This is a genomic window from [Enterobacter] lignolyticus SCF1 (assembly GCF_000164865.1).
GTDB classification, from domain to species: domain Bacteria; phylum Pseudomonadota; class Gammaproteobacteria; order Enterobacterales; family Enterobacteriaceae; genus Enterobacter_B; species Enterobacter_B lignolyticus.
This window is the reverse complement of the sequence record NC_014618.1, coordinates 1,290,895-1,309,168: the sequence shown is the minus strand read 5'-3', so window position 1 is coordinate 1,309,168 and position 18,274 is coordinate 1,290,895. Positions and strand designations below refer to the sequence as shown.

Annotated in this window: 16 protein-coding genes; 2 read left to right on the top strand and 14 right to left on the bottom strand. The window is 53.4% G+C overall.

What is annotated here, in order from left to right; genetic code table 11:
• Window positions 1–254 precede the first annotated feature (254 nt).
• From ENTCL_RS06200 to yihU, 6 genes are all read right to left on the bottom strand, one after another.
• On the bottom strand, window positions 255–1,142 hold the full coding sequence (locus ENTCL_RS06200) for an aldose epimerase family protein (protein ID WP_013365260.1): 888 nt from the start codon (window positions 1,140–1,142) through the stop codon (window positions 255–257).
• Window positions 1,132–2,499, bottom strand: a complete 1,368-nt coding sequence (locus tag ENTCL_RS06195) for an MFS transporter (protein WP_013365259.1) — start codon at window positions 2,497–2,499, stop codon at window positions 1,132–1,134. Before ENTCL_RS06195 ends, ENTCL_RS06200 begins: the two co-directional genes overlap by 11 nt.
• A gap of 101 nt (window positions 2,500–2,600) precedes the next feature.
• Window positions 2,601–4,031, bottom strand: coding sequence for an MFS transporter (locus tag ENTCL_RS06190; protein WP_013365258.1), 1,431 nt, complete (start codon window positions 4,029–4,031; stop codon window positions 2,601–2,603).
• Window positions 4,032–4,099: 68 nt separating this feature from the next.
• Window positions 4,100–5,110 carry a zinc-dependent alcohol dehydrogenase gene (locus tag ENTCL_RS06185; protein WP_013365257.1) on the bottom strand — a complete coding sequence of 337 codons (1,011 nt, stop codon included), beginning with the start codon at window positions 5,108–5,110 and terminating at the stop codon, window positions 4,100–4,102.
• Window positions 5,111–5,135: 25 nt separating this feature from the next.
• On the bottom strand, window positions 5,136–6,014 hold the full coding sequence (locus tag ENTCL_RS06180; protein ID WP_013365256.1) for an aldolase: 879 nt from the start codon (window positions 6,012–6,014) through the stop codon (window positions 5,136–5,138).
• A gap of 31 nt (window positions 6,015–6,045) precedes the next feature.
• Entirely contained in the window at window positions 6,046–6,930 is an 885-nt protein-coding gene (gene yihU / locus ENTCL_RS06175; protein WP_013365255.1) for a sulfolactaldehyde 3-reductase, read from the bottom strand.
• Window positions 6,931–7,100: 170 nt separating this feature from the next.
• Between yihU and ENTCL_RS06170 the strand changes: the two genes are divergently transcribed.
• Window positions 7,101–7,997, top strand: a complete 897-nt coding sequence (locus ENTCL_RS06170) for a sugar kinase (protein ID WP_013365254.1) — start codon at window positions 7,101–7,103, stop codon at window positions 7,995–7,997.
• A 37-nt stretch (window positions 7,998–8,034) separates the two neighbouring features.
• Entirely contained in the window at window positions 8,035–8,811 is a 777-nt protein-coding gene (locus ENTCL_RS06165) for a DeoR/GlpR family DNA-binding transcription regulator (RefSeq protein ID WP_013365253.1), read from the top strand.
• 354 nt (window positions 8,812–9,165) lie between these two features.
• On the opposite strand, the gene der is transcribed toward ENTCL_RS06165, so the two are convergent.
• From der to ndk, 8 genes are all read right to left on the bottom strand, one after another.
• Window positions 9,166–10,644 (bottom strand): ribosome biogenesis GTPase Der, encoded by a 1,479-nt coding sequence (der, locus tag ENTCL_RS06160; RefSeq protein ID WP_013365252.1) that lies wholly within the window; start codon window positions 10,642–10,644, stop codon window positions 9,166–9,168.
• Between the two features lie 85 nt (window positions 10,645–10,729).
• Window positions 10,730–11,908: an outer membrane protein assembly factor BamB gene (gene bamB, locus ENTCL_RS06155; protein WP_013365251.1), complete on the bottom strand. Its 1,179-nt coding sequence runs from the start codon at window positions 11,906–11,908 to the stop codon at window positions 10,730–10,732.
• A 10-nt stretch (window positions 11,909–11,918) separates the two neighbouring features.
• The gene (locus ENTCL_RS06150) at window positions 11,919–12,539 is read right to left on the bottom strand and encodes a YfgM family protein (protein WP_013365250.1); all 621 of its coding nucleotides are present in this window, start codon (window positions 12,537–12,539) and stop codon (window positions 11,919–11,921) included.
• Window positions 12,540–12,572: 33 nt separating this feature from the next.
• On the bottom strand, window positions 12,573–13,847 hold the full coding sequence (gene hisS / locus ENTCL_RS06145) for a histidine--tRNA ligase (RefSeq protein WP_013365249.1): 1,275 nt from the start codon (window positions 13,845–13,847) through the stop codon (window positions 12,573–12,575).
• 94 nt (window positions 13,848–13,941) lie between these two features.
• Window positions 13,942–15,063 (bottom strand): flavodoxin-dependent (E)-4-hydroxy-3-methylbut-2-enyl-diphosphate synthase, encoded by a 1,122-nt coding sequence (gene ispG / locus ENTCL_RS06140; RefSeq protein WP_013365248.1) that lies wholly within the window; start codon window positions 15,061–15,063, stop codon window positions 13,942–13,944.
• A gap of 26 nt (window positions 15,064–15,089) precedes the next feature.
• The gene (gene rodZ / locus ENTCL_RS06135) at window positions 15,090–16,106 is read right to left on the bottom strand and encodes a cytoskeleton protein RodZ (protein WP_013365247.1); all 1,017 of its coding nucleotides are present in this window, start codon (window positions 16,104–16,106) and stop codon (window positions 15,090–15,092) included.
• 268 nt (window positions 16,107–16,374) lie between these two features.
• Window positions 16,375–17,541, bottom strand: coding sequence for a dual-specificity RNA methyltransferase RlmN (rlmN, locus tag ENTCL_RS06130; RefSeq protein ID WP_013365246.1), 1,167 nt, complete (start codon window positions 17,539–17,541; stop codon window positions 16,375–16,377).
• A gap of 177 nt (window positions 17,542–17,718) precedes the next feature.
• Complete coding sequence (gene ndk / locus ENTCL_RS06125) at window positions 17,719–18,150, bottom strand: nucleoside-diphosphate kinase (protein WP_013365245.1); 432 nt, start codon at window positions 18,148–18,150, stop codon at window positions 17,719–17,721.
• Window positions 18,151–18,274 lie beyond the last annotated feature (124 nt).

The following is an 18,274-nucleotide window of genomic DNA, read 5'->3' as shown; positions in this document are numbered from 1 at the left end:
TTGATAACTTAGCACCAGTATTGTCTAGTACCAGGAGGGAGACTTTAAGATGAAAATTCGACAATTGTCTACTTTCTTAGATTTAAACGTGGTCCAAAAGGAATAGTGATTGACATCGCGCGCAGACGGCAGAGGTCCGCTGCGGGCAAAAAAAAGCCCGCGTCAGGCGCGGGCTTCAGGGGCGATTAGCAAACGTTATTTGCTTTTGTTTGTTAAAACAACACGTCGAAAACTCAACGCATTAATATCCCCATTCACTCCGCATTTTCGGCAATGAAGGTCCAGAAACTTTCAATAACCAGAGGCTTTTCCGGGTGAACAAACTGCGGAGTTTTGTTAATTGCATTTGGTGCCTGAGTCATCGGGTTGACACAAGTGGCATCCGGTTGCTTGTCAAAAATCACCAGACTCTGCGAACCTGAAGTCATCTCCATGCGTAATCGGCCTGGCCAACTCAACGTGGCATGAATACCCTGCTCAAAACCAAAGCAGTCATCCCACGGACCGGGTTGCGGCGATACTCTGTTCCCTGACGGTAATTCATCGTTGCCTGCTTCTTCCTGCCAGTCAGGGGAAAAAGAAACCCGTAGCTCATTTCCCTGGCCCAATTTTTTGTTGAACCAGGGATGCCAGCCCGCCGACGCAGGAAAACTGTCTCCAATCGCATGAATTTCAAGCCTGAGCGCAACCGTATTCTCCGCCAGGGCGATCGTCTGCAGGATCTCACATTTCCAGGGCCAGGGTGCACCTGGATGGCAGCGCAATATCAATGTCTCAGATGTCTGGCTAACAATATCCCATGATGAATAACACGCCATTCCATGCAGTGCATGAGGTGGCTTATTGGCAGGCAGGATATAAGTTTCATCTCCCACTCGCAGGGTGGAATACCCTAATCTTCCTACCCAAGGAACCATCGGAAAACAGCCATACTGAAAAGCACGGCGTTCGGAATGCCACTGCCTGAGTACCTCGGCCCCAAACGCCTGCAAGGATGTTATCCTCGCTCCATCCTGAGGCACGACGCAGAGTTTTATCTGTTCATTTTCAAGCATCACAGGTATTCCCGTCGGCCCCGGCCAGGGAGTATCAAAAGCCTGCATTAATGCCCGTTGATGTTTATCATTTCCTTTATCGCTCATGAGGTTGTTTCCTTGTATCGAATCCAGAATCAGTGAATGTACTTACAACGTTTTCGTTGAGATGTTGTGGCTTAATCAACCAAGTGCAGGTAAAGGAAAGGACAGAGATCACCAGTAAAAAACTTGCTACGTACCCCGGTTTCCCATCGCCAAGTGCCAGCAGGCTGGAGGCAATTAATGGGCTTAATCCCCCCAGAATGGCTGATAATTGGTAAGCAAAGGAAAGGCCGGTATAGCGGACGCTTGTACCGAACATACGTGCAAACATCGTTGGCTGAACGGCAAACATCATGGTTGGACCAAGGCTATAACCCAGAGTCATACTGCACCAGATAATCAGCGTGCTTTTTGTTCCCAATAACATGAAAAATGGGAAAGCGAAAAGTACGCAAAAACCAGCACCTATCAGGTAAATAAGTCGTTGCCCAAAGCGGTCGGAAAGCCATCCCATCAGCGGACAGCACAACGTCCCAACTACCGACGCAATGAGCATCCCTGTCAATGGTATATCTCTGGACAAGGCCAATTGGCTAGATATATACACAATACCAAACGCGTTGATGATATTAGATGAGACGCTTTCAGCCAGTCTGGCTCCTGTGGCTAAAAGAATATTGCGCGGGTGTTTACGAAATAGCTCAATTAATGGCAGCGATGCTTTTTCCTGGGATTTAGACTGCTGGCGTTTTCTGAAATCCAACGTTTCTTCGGTGTGCAAACGAATAAACATACCGACGATCAACATCACTGCAGATAACCAAAATGGAATACGCCATCCCCACGAAAGAAACTGTTCCTGAGTGAGGAAGTAATCGCAAAGCGTAAAAACCCCCGTTGCCAGCATAATGCCAACAGATGCAGCCATTTGGGGTAAAGATCCAAGGAACCCGCGTTTTTCCTCCGGTGCGGATTCGATGGTCATCAGAGCAGCGCCTCCGTATTCACCTCCTAGTCCAAACCCCTGAATCAGGCGAAGTAACATCAACAACAAAGGAGCCCAAATGCCAATGTCCTTGTATACAGGAAGAAATCCTATTAAAAATGTTGATGTTCCTATAATACCCAGCGTCCAGATAAGCGTTATTTTTCGACCAACCTTATCGCCAAAATGACCGAACACAATCCCCCCCAACGGGCGGGATAAAAAACCTACACCAAACGTTGCGAAAGAGGCAATTAAACCAATTAAGGGGTCGCTGTCAGGAAAAAATAAAGGCGCAAAAACAAGGCCCGCAGCAGTACCAAAAATAAAAAAGTCATACCATTCAAGTAGCGCGCCAGCAAAACTTCCAATTACTACACGGCGCATTGCTTTACCAGATAATCCTTTGCTCGGTTCACGTAATCTTTCAGACATAATTTCCTCTCCGCTACGGCGAGAAATCTGTAGTGCGGGCACCACAAATAATAGAAAGTCGCGTTCGATGGCGCACCGGTGCATACCGGTACGCGATTATTTTATTTTTCCAACTCTGCCAGAACCTGAGCATCCTCAGCATCCACATTCACACTAAGCGGCTCCCACTTGATTAATACACAGGTCAGGAATCCCAGGAACGGTATGATTGCCAGCCAATAGAATGCGTCTGTTTTCAGTGCTCCCCACAACATAGGCCAGAAAATCAGCCCCGCGATAGCACCTGTACGCATAATGGCGCGAGCAAATCCCACCCCAGTAGGACGAATTACGGGTGGATACGACAGCGTCGCAATAGTCATACCTAACCCACCAGGCCCCGCAGAGTGGAAAAAGATGATAGCGCCCAGCAGCCCCAAAGAAAGCCATGGATTCGTCGTCGATAACATACCCAACGCAACTAATGCCAGCGAGACAACGGCAAAACCATACATCGACTGCAGTCGAGTGCCGAAGCGTTGAAGGATCAGCGACCCTATCAGCCCACCAGAGATACCGCACAGCGCATTCACTACAGCTGAACCTGCCAGCGCACCAGTCAATCCACCGCTCAATATACCTGCCAACGTCAGCGGCAGATAAAGGCCAACCGCGTTGTACTGCCATGCCTGCATAGTGGCAACAACACAACCAAGGATGGTACGTTTACGATACCGGCTGTTGAACAAGATCCTGTAGCCACCTCGTAGCTCATTTTCTTGTTTTTCTGACACCTGTGCTGTCGATTGTTCCTCCACCCTTGCATGGACACCGTAGCGTTTTTTCAGGATTCGGCAGGCTTCATCATCATAGCGTCCCACCCGTGCAGCCCACATCGCAGACTCACCGATAAAGAAGTAGCGCAGGATCATAATAATGACGGCGAACAACGAACCGATAAAGATCCCGTAACGCCAGAGCTGCTCTTCTGAAATACCCGCAAACAGAAGAGGCAACAGAACCAGATATACGACCGTTGTTGATACATACCAGGCCATCTGCCAGAGATTAACGGATGTGCCTGTTTTTTTTGATGCTGAACCGCGCAGCTCCGCCACCGCATTTGTCGCCAGAGGGAAATCGATCCCCAATCCAAATCCCATAATGACGCGACATACCAATACCCACCAGATGTTCGGCGCAACGGACACTAATGCAGCCCCCAGGGTGCAAAGCGTCATCCCGATCAAAAAAGCGCGTCGCTGACCGAAGCGATTGATAACATAGTTTGACAATAGTCCGCCGATTAGCGCGGCGACTAGCACAGAGGCATTGACTGTCGCAGCAAGTCCGGGAGATATGCCAAACTGAGCTGCTATGTATTTATTCCCAAACCCGACCATCGCGGCCTGATAGGCATCAATCAGAATGCCACCCAGAGCGATAAGGATAACGCCTATATTAGCATGCACTGCTGAGTTTTTATTAACAATATCAATTACATCCTGAGGTCTACCGATAGTATAAAGTGCAGGGTTCGAGAAATGACTCATCACTGTATCCCTTTTTAGAGTTGTAGAGCGGCGCTGCATTTCACAGCGCCGGACAGAGGTAAGGACAATCAGGCATCAGCAAACTGCAGTAACACTTTTATTGAGTCATTCTCCTGAGCCCGCTCAAAGGCCCTGGCGGCCTCGCTAACGGGATACAAATCAGTCACCAGATCGCTGGAATCAAAACGACCATCAGCTAACCACTCAATCACCGCATCGAAATCCTCTGGCAGATACATACCGGAACTGAGCAAGTCGCGTTCAAATCGCTGCATCATGGGCAGCGGAATCTCACGTGGACCACTCGGTACCCCCATACAAACGATGGTTCCACCCGCAATCACCCGCGTGCAGGCTTCAGTTAGCGTGCTCTGTGCGGCGACAACATCAATAGCGCCGGTAAATCGGGCATCATTATCCAGTTCACCAGGAGCGTAAACGTCTGCAGCCCCCAGTTTTAGCGCCAGCGCCCGCTTCGCCCCGTCAGGTTCAATGACAGTAATTTTGCCTGCTCCCATGATGCGGAGCGCCTGCACAATGGAAAGCCCGATGGTCCCAGCGCCAATAACCAGCACACTCTCCATGGCAGTTTCCGGCATTCTGCTGACACAATGACGCGCGCAGGCCGCTGGCTCAGCAAATGCCAGCACTTTTAACGGCAGTGAAGGCGGCGCAACATGACAGTTACGTGCAGGAACAACGTGCAAAGAGCGAGCAAAACCTGGAGCGCGAAAACCAGCTACCTGTGGAGGTTCGCAGAGATTAAAGCGCCCTGCTTTACAGGCGCGGCATTCCATACAGGCCATGGTAGGATCGACAACCACATGATCCCCGACGTTCACCGTTGTCACCTCACTGCCCACCTCTATAATCCGTGCGGCAATTTCGTGCCCCGGCACCACAGGTGGTTTAGCAAATGGGTGTTTGCCTTGTAGTACATGTAAATCAGAACCACAAATACCGTAAAAAACCGGCGCAATACGTACTTCATGAGGCTTAAGTGCCTGGCGTGGCTGCTCTATGCACTGGGTCGTCACTTTCCCAATGTCAGAAAATAAAACTTGTGTAACCTTGTCCATTTTTATTCTCCAGCGACGTTCGAAATTAGCGTTGAGACATACACTCATCGACAATATCTGCCAGCTTCTGCAGCCGGGGGACTGATACTTCACGCAGTACAGTGTCTGGATCCTGCGCGCCGATCACTGATGCCCAGATAGCACGTCCAGCCAGGAAGCCTGACGCTCCTCCCATCATCGCAAGACGCACGGCGCGGCCAAAATTGTCAGCTTCAACTCCCGTTGAAAGAATGACCCATGGCATTTTTATTTGCGTGCTCAGCTTTTTACAGGCCTCAATAACGGTTTGGTCGTCCCCTTTGCCGAACAGCGGCATTTCAGCTTTATAGAGGTCCGCACCGGTACTACCTAATTCAGTTGCTGCAGCGACAATTGCGGCCTCACGATCGAACGACAGCCCACGGCGAGGAGGTCTGACAACGGGTTCAATGATGCTCACCAACCCCGCGCTACGACAGCGTTCAACATACTTCTCAACCATTGCCAGTCGTTCCTCTGCGGGTTCGTCTTCACGCCACAGCACCAGCAGCTTCATCGCCTTACCACCCATAGCGCGGATGGCATGTGGGTCGACCGACATATCGATTTCCACACTGTCGACCGGTACGCCATTACCAGCATAAAAATAATCTGCAGAGGCGATAAGCCCGCAGGATTCAGCCGCCGCGCCCTGTTCAACAATTTGATCAAAACAGAATTGCTTGTCAGCCAGTACTGCCGATGCATAGGGTGAAAGAATACGGGTTGCGGCAACTTTAAAATCTGTGAGCACACGGTCCGAAACAGGTTTCTGCTGACCTGCGGCGACAAACATCTGTCGCATAGCTTCACGCTGATCAACTGCCAGCATGGCGAAGCCACCGTTAGGACGAGAAATATCTTTAAGGGTATAAGGGGAAGTCATAATTACTCCTGTCATTGTCGATTTTTGTACATCAATTAAATAACCCAGCCTGCTGGCGCATTTGTGTTAGCAATGCACTCCAGTCCTGACGACCACGCCCGCTGATGCTGGCTGAGTGATAATAGGTTTCTGCTACCTGCCCCATGCCTAATGGAACTCCGGTTTGTTTTGCAACATCGACGGCGATTCGCAGATCTTTCAGCGCCAGATCCACCATAAAAGCTGGGGAAAGGTCGCCTTTTAAAACCTTACCGGGCCACGTTGTCGTAAAGTGGCCTTTACCTGCGGCGGTACCGCTCATCACCTTGATTGCTACCGCTAAATCCAGGCCCAGTGATTCGCAGAGTACTGCGGCTTCAGAAGAAAGCGCATTCAGCGCAATACTCATATAGTTGTTGATGAGTTTGACGCGGATTCCCATCCCTGGCCCACCGGCCGCAATCAGCTCAGACCCCATACACATCAATACAGGACGGGCCCGTTCGACGAGCTCGGGTGTGCCTCCTGCTAAAATCAGCAACGTACCGTCTTTTGCGTTATCAGACGTTCTACCTACGGGGGCATCCATCATCGCAATGCCTTTTTCCTGCATGTCATGAATCAAAGCATCTGTTTGCAACGGGTGAATAGTGGACATATCAATGACGAGTGCGTCCGGCGACAGTGTGTGGACTGCACCGTCCTCACCTAACAAAACCTGCCTGACAATGTCCCCATTTGGCAGCATAGTAATGACGATGTCCGCGTCTGAAGCGGCATCCTTTGGGGTTTGTGCAGGGGTGGCGCCTTTCTCTACAAGCTCCGCTACTGCATCCTGATTAATGTCAAAAACACATAAACGATACCCTTTCAGCAGCAGATTACTGGCCATTGGGCTGCCCATTTGGCCGAGTCCAAGAAAGGCGATATTTGTCATGATTGGCTCCTGCGATTTATGACCAAAAAGTTACATTCATAGAGTAATCACCGTCTTTTTTGATCATATTTGTAATTTAAAGTCAAAAACAAGACACATGTCACTAATTGGATCATTTATGTAATTAAAATGAACACAAGCTGACTTAATCAATAAAGGAATAGACAGATATGACCAGAATTGCATGCGTGGGAATTGCCGTTCACGACCGGATTTACTCAGTCGATACCCTGCCGACAGGGGGAGGAAAATATCAGGCCAGCCGCTATATGGAGGTGGGTGGAGGCCCGGCATCTACTGCTGCTGTGGCTATCGCGCGACTCGGAGGAGTGGTCGATTTTATAGGTCGCGTGGGTGATGATGATTGCGGCAATAAACTCATTGCCGAACTTCAACGATGGGGAGTCAATACACAATGGTGTCGTCAGTATCCTAACGCGCGTTCATCACAGGCAACCATTATCGTGGACAAGGAGGGCGAGCGCGCCATCGTTAACTACCCCAGCCCAGATTTACCTGTCGATGCCCAATGGCTGGAGGCGGTGGATTTTTCGGAATATGACATCGTTCTGGCAGATGTACGCTGGCATGAAGGTACGCTTAAAGCCTTCAGCATGGCGCGTGAAGCACGTATTCCGACGCTTCTGGATGCCGACGTAACCACTCAGGACATTACACCGCTGGTGGCTCTCGCCGATCACGCTGTTTTCTCAGCTCCCGGGCTCAGACTTATGACGGCGACATCCGATAGTCGCGATGGCCTTCAGCAGGCCGCAACGTGTACTGAAGGAAAGGTTTATGTCACGCAAGGACATGAAGGAGCGCTGTGGATGGACGATGAACATTTTTGTCATTTTCCAGCGTTTTCGGTTAATGTTATCGATACAACCGGTGCCGGAGATGTTTTCCATGGTGCAATGGCCCTGGGAATTGCCGAAAAAATGACGACAGAACAGGCTATTCGCTTTGCCAGTGCCGTAGCAGCATTAAAATGCACTCAGCCCGGTGGACGCGCCGGAATTCCCGACCGTGAGCATACTGAATCATTTTTGTCATTTTTTCGGTAATATCAGCGGTATTTTACCGAGACTAACAGGAGAGTTCATGAGCATCATCGAACTGACTGGTAATCCGAGACACGATCTGCTCGTTCAGTACATTGCTGAGCGTGGCTACATGAATATTGAAGAGCTCGCACAGTTGCTTGATGTATCAACACAGACTGTGCGACGTGATATTCGTAAACTCAGCGAGCAAGGATTAATCACGCGCCATCATGGTGGCGCAGGTCGGGTTTCCAAAGGGATAAACACATCGTTAGAACAACGTGAGATGTTCCTGGCCCAGGAAAAATGCGCAATGGCAGAGGCCATCGTCGATTATCTCCCTGAACACTGTACCGTATTCATTACGGTTGGTACGACTGTCGAGGCTGTTGCGCGTGCCTTACTGGAACGAAAAGATCTGCGGATTATCACCAATAGTCTTCGTGTTGCTCATATTCTTTATAAAAATCCAGAACTAGAAGTCATGGTGCCAGGTGGAACACTGCGATCGCACAATGGCAGTATTGTCGGCCCGGGTGTCGTCAGTTTTATTGAAGGGTTCAGGGCAGATTATCTTATCACCAGTATTGGTGCGATAGACAAGGACGGTACGTTGCTCGAATTCGATGTTAATGAAGCGATAGTAGCGAAAAGTATGATTGCTCATGCACGCCATACGTTGCTTGTTTCTGACCACACCAAATTTGATGCATCAGCGGCAGTCTCTATTGGTAATGCGCGCGAAGTGACGGCATTCTTTATGGATACCCAGCCACCAGCGTCATTCACTCAATTACTTGCTCAAGAAAAGGTTGAACTCATTATTGCCGAATAAGCCAGATGCCTTCTGAAATTCGAAATCAATAATTCCTATCCCGTTTAACCGTGGTCAAGATGCAAGGCATGGGCAATATTTGCCTGTGCCTGCTGTTATTCGCCTTCATACAGACAGGATATCGGAAAAGACTATCCCAATGAGTTTAACATCGAATCAGTCATAAGATTTACTGCATACGACGACTATCCCGCTCCCTGTGTACGCGCGCCTCTTCTCTACCAGAAAAACACCACCTGCCTTTGAGAACTGATCCAATGACGTCAAAAGGAACAATGGGTCACTAATAACAAAAAAGCCCGACGCAATGCGGGCTTCAGGCTTTTATGAACGCAGATGATGTTCAGTGAATAATCACTTGCTTTTCTTAATGTGTTTAATCAAACGCTTACGCTTACGCATCTGGTTCGGCGTCAGGGTGTTTCGCTTGTTGGCGAACGGGTTATCCCCTTCCTTGAACTGAATGCGAATCGGCGTACCCATGACGTCCAGCGATTTGCGGAAGTAGTTCATCAGGTAGCGTTTGTAGGAGTCCGGCAGGTCTTTCACCTGGTTGCCGTGAATAACCACGATCGGCGGATTATAGCCACCGGCGTGGGCATATTTCAGCTTCACGCGACGGCCGCGCACCAGCGGCGGCTGGTGATCTTCTGCCGCCATGTTCATGATGCGGGTCAGCATTGCGGTGCTGACGCGGCGGGTGGAGCTGTCGTAGGCTTCACGAACGGATTCGAACAGGTTGCCTACGCCGCTGCCGTGCAGCGCCGAAATGAAGTGCACGCGGGCGAAATCGATAAAGCCCAGACGGTAGTCGAGGGTCTCTTTGACCTGCTCCTTCACTTCCTGGCTCAGACCGTCCCACTTGTTGACCACGATAACCAGCGAGCGGCCGCTGTTAAGGATAAAGCCGAGCAGGGAGAGATCCTGGTCGGAAATGCCTTCGCGGGCATCAATAACCAGCAGCACCACGTTGGCGTCTTCAATCGCCTGCAGGGTTTTGATTACGGAGAATTTTTCCACCACATCGGTGATTTTTCCGCGCTTGCGCACCCCGGCGGTGTCGATAAGTACGTACTCACGTTCATCGCGCTCCATCGGAATATAGATGCTGTCGCGCGTGGTGCCCGGCATGTCGTACACCACAACGCGATCTTCGCCGAGGATACGGTTAGTTAGCGTTGACTTACCTACGTTCGGACGGCCAACGATGGCGAGCTTGATCGGCAAATCCTGTGGATTGAAATCGTCCTCCGGCTCTTCAGCCTCTTCGCCGTTTTCATCAGCCTCAAACTGCGCCCAGTATTCAGCGTCTTCATCCACTTCTTCCGCCGGGTCGACGTCTTCCATCCACGGCAGCAGCACGTGCTCCAGCAGGCTGGTGACGCCGCGGCCGTGGGAAGCGGCGATCGGATAGATCTCGCCCAGGCCCAGCGACCAGAAGTCGGAAACCGCCTGATCGGGATCGATACCGTCGGTTTTGTTCGCCACCAGGAAGGTTGGCTTTTCACGGGCGCGCAGATGTTTGGCGATCGCTTCATCCGCCGGCATCAGGCCCGCGCGCGCATCGACCATAAACAGCACCACGTCGGCTTCTTCAATCGCCAGCAGCGACTGCTCCGCCATACGGGTTTCCACGCCCTCTTCGGTGCCATCGATACCGCCGGTATCGATACAGATGAACTCGCGGCCTTCCACTTCAGCACGACCGTACTTACGGTCACGAGTCAGACCCGGAAAATCCGCGACCAGCGCATCTCGGGTGCGCGTCAGACGGTTAAACAGCGTGGATTTTCCTACGTTTGGGCGCCCGACAAGCGCGACCACAGGTACCATGATAAAAACCTCTTAAAAACGTAAAACAGGAAAACGGCCCCTGTAGCAGACAGGAGCCGTTTAAATTAATGCACGACCGCCGTTATTAACGCGTAATCGAATACAGCGTGCCGTCTTTCGCCTGAATCAGCAGTCGACCGTCGGCCACAACCGGATCGGTCTGGAAGCCGGAGCTGTCCACTTCCTGCTGGGCCACAAAGCGGCCATCCTGCGGGTTGAGCCAGTGCATATAGCCTTCGCTATCGCCAACCACCAGGCTTCCATTATACAACACCGGAGACGTCAGCAGACGGTGCAGCAGATCGCTTTGCGTCCACAGCGTTACGCCGCCGTCGGTAGAGAGCGCCAGAATGCGGTCATTTTGATCCACCAGGTAGATACGGTTGCCGTCGATGACGAAATCATTCACCGAACCAAGCTCGCGCTTCCACATAATCTGGCCGCTACGCAGATCCAGCGCCGTCAGGTTGCCGTTATAGGCCAGCGCGTACACCACGCCGTTAACCACGACGGGCGTCGTATCCACATCGCTCAGACGATCGATTTCGGTCGGGCCGGTGGCCTGAGAAATACGCTGCTGCCAAATCATCTGGCCCTGCTGCATCAGCACTGCGCTGACGCGGCCGTTGTCGCCGCCCACAATCGCAGCGCCATAGGCCACCGCCGGTGCGGATTCGCCGCGCAGGGACAGCGATGGCATGTCCAGGTTAACCGTCCACTTCACCGCGCCGTCGCTTTCGTTCAGCGCCTGCAGCTGTCCGTTGCCGGTATGAACCAGCACCATACCGTCGCTCACCACCGGACGAGATACCGCTTCGCCGGCGACGCGGGTCTGCCAGGCGACAGAGCCGTCGCTGGTATTCAGCGCGTAAACCTGCGCCTTCTCAGAGCCGACGTACACGTGGCCGCCGGAAACCGTCAGGCCGCCGGACAGCAGCGCCGGAAGGTGCGAGAACCAGCCGTCTTTTTCCGCCAGGTTCACGGACCAGACTTCTTTACCGCTGTCCGCGTTTAACGCCTTCACGGTGCCTTTACGATCGGCGGCATACACCACGCTATCGGCAAACGTCGGGTGCAGGTTGGAATAGAAATCGCCAATACCGCTACCGACGGAGGTGCTCCATGCGGTAGACGGAGTAAACTGGTTTTCCACCTTCGGCAGCGGAGACATTTTGACCACATCTTCTTCGCTGTTAAACAGTGAACAACCGCTCAATAACGTAACAGAAAGCAGTCCTGGCAAAAGTAATTTACGCAGTTGCATCGGGTCCCTCTCAGATGGACAAATTATTCATTTTCATGCGCATCATTTCGCTGAGTGCTGGCGAAGCATCGCTTTTCACACCCGCTTCCCAGGCGGCGCGAGCCCCCTGCTTATCGCCTTTACTCAACAGAATTTCGCCGCGTAAATCTGCAACGATCGCCGTCCAGCCTTCCCCTTTAATACCTTCAAGGGTTTTCAGCGCGGCGTCAGGTTGTTTCATCTGCAGCTGAACGCGGGCAAGACGCATGTTGATAACGGATTTAAGGTTATCGTCAGATGCGGCCGCCAGCCCCTGCTGCAGCTGTTTTTCGGCATTTTCCAGCTGGTTCTTATCAACGAACTGCTGTGCCAGTTCCAGCGACGCGAATGCGCCGTAGGTATTTTTTTCAGCGGCGGCGAATTTTTCCGCCGCGCTCAGCGCGTCAGGTTTGCCGCTGCTCAGCGAAGAAACCGACTGCTCATAGGCCAGAGAAGCGTCTCTGGCGTTATTTTCCTGATGCGACGTCCAGTAACGCCAGCCCACCAGCGCACCTACCCCCAGGATCACACCTACCGCCAGTGCTATGCCGTTCTCCGAAAAGAAACGCTTGATGGCATCGACCTGATCGTTTTCGTTACTGTAGATTTCCACGCAATCCTTCTCCTGAATATAATATTCGGGCAATTAACCCAGCAGTGTGCGCAAATGCGCGGCAACGCTATCCTGCGCTACGGTCGTCTGCTCGCCAGAGCGCAAATCTTTCACCACCACGGAGCGCTCGGCAATTTCTGATTCACCCAGCACCAGTGCGACGCGAGCGCCCCACTTATCGGCACGGGCGAACTGCTTCTTAAAGTTACCGCCGCCGTGGTTGGTCATCAGCTTGACGCCCGGCAGTTGGTCGCGCACGTCTTCCGCCAGACGCATTGCGGCGGACTGCGTGTCGTTACCAGCGGCAACCAGGTATATATCGACAACAGGATCGGCTTTAAATTCCGGGTTAACTGCCTGAACCAGCAAAACTAATCGCTCAAGGCCCATCGCAAAGCCAACGGCTGGCGCCGCGCGGCCGCCCAGCTGCTCCACCAGGCCGTCATAGCGACCGCCCGCACAGACCGTCCCCTGCGAGCCCAGGCTGTTGGTGACCCACTCGAACACGGTACGGTTGTAGTAGTCAAGGCCGCGCACCAGGCGCTGGTTGACAGTATACGCGATGCCCGCCGCGTCAAGCAGCGCGCAGAGACCGGAAAAATGTTCGCGAGAATCGTCGTCCAGATAATCGCCCAGCGCCGGCGCGTTATCCAGCAGCGCCTGCACGTCCGGGTTTTTGGAATCCAGCACGCGCAGCGGGTTAGTGTACATGCGGCGTTTGCAGTCTTCGTCGAGCTTGTCTTTGAACTGCTCAAGATACGCCACCAGCGCTTCACGGTAGTTCGCGCGGGCTTCCAGAGAACCAATCGAATTCAGCTCAAGGCTGACGTGCTCAGAGATGCCGAGCGCGCGCCACCAGCGGGCGGTCAGCATAATCAGCTCGGCGTCAATATCCGGCCCCTGCAGGCCAAACACTTCGCAACCCAGCTGATGGAACTGACGATAGCGCCCTTTCTGCGGACGCTCGTGGCGGAACATCGGGCCGATGTACCACAGACGCTGTTCCTGATTGTACAGAAGACCATGCTCAATGCCGGCGCGTACGCAGCCCGCAGTCCCTTCCGGACGCAGCGTCAGGCTGTCGCCGTTGCGGTCCTCAAAGGTATACATCTCTTTTTCAACCACGTCGGTGACTTCACCGATCGCGCGTTTGAATAACGGGGTCTGCTCTACAATCGGTAAACGGATTTCGCTGTAACCGTAGCTGCCGAGCACCTCTTTCAGCGTGCCTTCAATGCGCTGCCAGAGAGCGGTTTCGCCCGGCAGATAATCGTTCATGCCGCGGATGGCTTGAATGTTTTTTGCCACGTTTATTCTCTTTATATATACAAAAATGAACCCAGACGCTTAGGTAGCGCCGCGGGTTCAATCATACACGGGAAGCGTATCGCTTCCCAACACGTTATTTTGCGTCAACCTGCTGAACGTCTATCCGGCGCGCTTCATCAAGCATGCTTGCTTTTGCGCGGATGCGGGCCTCCAGCTGGCTGATCATATCGTCGTTATCCAGCCGGTCTTTACGCACGCCGTCTTCATACAGGCCGCTTTTCTTATTGCCGCCCGTTACGCCCAGCGTCGACACCAGCGCTTCGCCAGGCCCATTCACCACGCAGCCGATAATGGACACGTCCATCGGCGTGATAATGTCTTCCAGACGCTGCTCCAGCGCATTCACGGTGCCGATAACGTCGAACTCCTGGCGCGAACAGGTCGGACAGGCGATGAAGTTGATCCCGCGGGAACGAATACGCAGCGACTTCAGGATATCGAAACCGACCTTGATCTCTTCCACAGGATCGGCCGCCAGCGAAATACGCAGCGTATCGCCGATCCCTTCGGACAGCAGCAGGCCGAGGCCGATCGCCGATTTCACCGCGCCCGCCCGGGCGCCGCCGGCTTCGGTGATCCCCAGATGGAGCGGCTGATCGATCTGCTTCGCCAGCAGGCGATACGATTCAACCGCGAGGAATACATCCGACGCTTTTACGCTGACTTTAAACTGAGAGAAGTTCAGACGATCGAGATGATCGACGTGGCGCATGGCGGATTCGAGCAGCGCCTGCGGCGTCGGCTCGCCGTACTTTTCCTGCAGATCTTTTTCCAGCGACCCGGCGTTTACGCCGATGCGGATCGGAATGTTTTTATCGCGCGCGCAGTCGACAACCTGGCGAATACGCTCTTCGCTGCCGATATTGCCCGGGTTGATGCGCAGGCAGTCAACGCCGTATTCCGCCACTTTCAGGGCGATACGGTAGTCGAAATGGATGTCCGCCACCAGCGGAACGCTGACCTGCTGCTTGATAAGCTTAAAGGCTTCCGCCGCATCCATCGTCGGTACGGAAACACGTACGATATCCGCCCCGACGCGCTCCAGCGCTTTAATTTGGTTAACCGTCGCCTCCACATCGGTGGTGCGCGTATTGGTCATAGACTGTACGGCGATGGGAGCCCCATCGCCAACAGGCACGTTCCCAACGTAAATACGTGTCGATTTTCTACGTTGAATGGGGGCCTGGTTATGCATGAAAAATCTCCCGCGTTACGCGTTTATCACTGTGCCGGAGAAGCTTCGGCATTCAGCGTGAAACGCGCAACCTGGTTAGTTCTGATAAAGCGGCTCAAATCGACCGGTTTACCCTGGAACTGAATCTGTACCGCCGCCGGCGCGCCAATCTTAAGCTTATACGGCGCCTGGCCGGCTAAGTTAAGCGTACCGCCTTTGCGCTGCAGGCCGCTGAACAGCTTTTTGCCCGTTGCGTCAGAGACTTCCAGCCAGCAGTCGGCGTTAAAGTTCATCACCAGCGCGTTAGGGTCTGCCGCCGGAGAAGTGATGCCCGCCTGGCTGGTCGGCAGCGGCGCGCCGTTGGCCGCAGCAGCGGCCGGTGCGGTCGGCGCCGGATCGACGTTCGCCTGAGACGGCGCAACCACAGCGCCGGCCTGCGCGTTTGCCGCCGGGGCTGGCGCCGCATTGGCTTGCGCCGTCGCGGCAGGCGCAGCATCCGCTGAGGTAGCCTGCGGCGCAGCGGCATTTGCATCCGGCGCCTGGCTCTGGGCGGCGCTGGTGTCCAGCGGCACGTTCTGGCTGCTGCCGCTGTCGTTAGTGTTCAGCTCGGCGCTTGACTGATCGGCCATGCTGGTGATCTCTTCCTGCTGCGCTTTGTGGTTTTGCCACCACCAGGCGCCGGTCAGGCCAACCACCACAAACAGCACCAGCCAGGTGAAGCTCATCAGCCAGCCATCGCGTTTTTTACGGCGTTTACCTAAGGCGAAGGTCTGCATCGGCGCAACTTTGGCGGCCTTAACCGGCGCCTGTTTCGCCATCATCGGCAGCAGCTCTTCCTCCGGAATATGGACAAGGCGTGCATAGGAGCGGATATAGCCACGCAGGAACGTTGAGGCGAGGTCGGCAGGGGCCTTATCGTCTTCAATATCGCGAACCGTGGAAACCTTCAGGCATAAGCGTTCAGCGACGGCTTGCTGGCTGAGTCCGAGTTGTTCACGGGCATTACGCAGGCGCGTTCCCGTGGTCTGTGCTGCTTGTGAGTCTTGAGTGGCTTCAGTATTCATTCGCTACAGCTGCTGGTACGTAAATTTAAGGTTCTGGTGTCGGAAACCCGCACCCCGAAACATCTGCTCGGTAAACGTAAGATAAACAGTATAAGACTGCCAGGTGAGCGATGACAAACCCCGCGCCCGACCTGTTTTTTACCCCGCTACATACTGCCTCAATCATGGCGGAAACGCACCGTAATTATTAACCGCATCAGTACGTTTCGCCTACTCCTTAAACATATTACCTGCCGCGCGCCATCCCGGACGCGCGGACTACGGTTTATCAGACCGCCTTGACGGCGATCGGTTCACCCTGCATACGCTTACGCATTGTGCGCTTGGTACGGTCGATAACATCGCCGGCCAGCTGACCGCAGGCGGCGTCAATGTCGTCGCCGCGGGTTTTACGCACAATGGTGGTGAAACCGTAATTCATCAATACCTTCGAGAAACGGTCGATACGGCTGTTGGAGCTGCGGCCATACGGCGCGCCCGGGAACGGGTTCCACGGAATCAGGTTGATCTTGCACGGCGTATCTTTCAGCAGTTCCGCCAGCTGATGCGCGTGCTCGGTACCGTCGTTCACATGGTCCAGCATGACGTATTCAATCGTCACGCGTCCCTGGTTGGCGTTCGATTTTTCCAGATAGCGACGCACGGCCGCCAGGAAGGTCTCAATATTGTACTTTTTGTTGATCGGTACAATTTCATCGCGAATTTCATCGTTCGGCGCGTGCAGGGAAATCGCCAGCGCGACGTCAATCATATCGCCAAGCTTATCCAGCGCCGGAACAACGCCGGAGGTGGAGAGCGTGACGCGGCGCTTCGACAGACCGAAACCGAAATCATCCAGCATGATTTCCATCGCCGGAACCACGTTAGTCAGGTTCAGCAGCGGCTCGCCCATCCCCATCATCACCACGTTGGTGATCGGGCGCTGACCGGTGACTTTCGCCGCGCCGATAATTTTCGCTGCGCGCCACACCTGGCCGATAATTTCCGACACGCGCAGGTTACGGTTAAAGCCCTGCTGCGCGGTCGAACAGAATTTGCACTCCAGCGCGCAGCCCACCTGGGAAGAGACGCACAGCGTGGCGCGATCGTCTTCCGGGATGTATACGGTTTCAACGCGCTGATCGCCCACCGCAATCGCCCATTTGATGGTGCCGTCGGAGGAGCGCTGCTCTTCCACGACGTCCGGCGCGCGAATTTCGGCGACCTCTTTCAGTTTACCGCGCAGCACTTTGTTGATGTCAGTCATCTCATCAAAGTTATCGCAGCAGTAGTGATACATCCATTTCATCACCTGATCGGCGCGAAACGGCTTCTCGCCGAGATTATGGAAAAACTCGCGCAGCTGCTGACGGTTTAAATCCAGCAGGTTAATTTTGGCATCTTTATTCGGTACCGTCAGAGCGGCGTTATCAGGCGTGACAATTTGTTCAGACATAATCTATTCCGGCCTCGTTATTACACGTTATGGCCCCTGGAGGGTTGAAAAAGAAACGCCCCGGTGAGCATCTGCTCGTCCGGGGGCGTGGCATTGTACAAATTCTGCTGCACAGATGCCACGCCTGCACGCGGCATTTGCTAAATAAAGTGTAAACCTAATTACACTTGTGCGCGATTAGCGGGTGCGCGGGCACACTTCGCCTTCGCCGAAGAAGTAGGCGATTTCGCGTTCAGCGGATTCAACGGAATCAGAACCGTGGGTGCCGTTTTCGGTCAGGCTGTCGGCATAGTCTGCGCGCAGGGTGCCTGCCAGCGCGTTGGCCGGGTTGGTGGCGCCGAGGATTTCGCGATGACGACGGACGGCATCTTCACCTTCCAGCACGGTGACAACGATAGGACCAGAAGTCATGAAGCCAACCAGACCGTCGAAGAACGGCTTGCCCTGGTGCTCGGCGTAGAAGCCAGCCGCTTTCTCAGACGTCAGGTGCAGCATTTTGGTGCCAACGATTTTCAGCCCTGCGGTTTCGAAACGCGCAAAGATATTGCCGATAACGTTTTTTGCCACCGCGTTTGGTTTAATGATGGAAAAAGTACGTTCGATAGCCATGTTTACCTCTGTATGATGTTCTGTGTAGCGCTTACGCGGTTTAGGTTGTGGCGCGGATTATAATGACCCACACGCGGTTTGCCTATGGACATAGATAACATTTTTTTAAAATAAGATGAGTTTC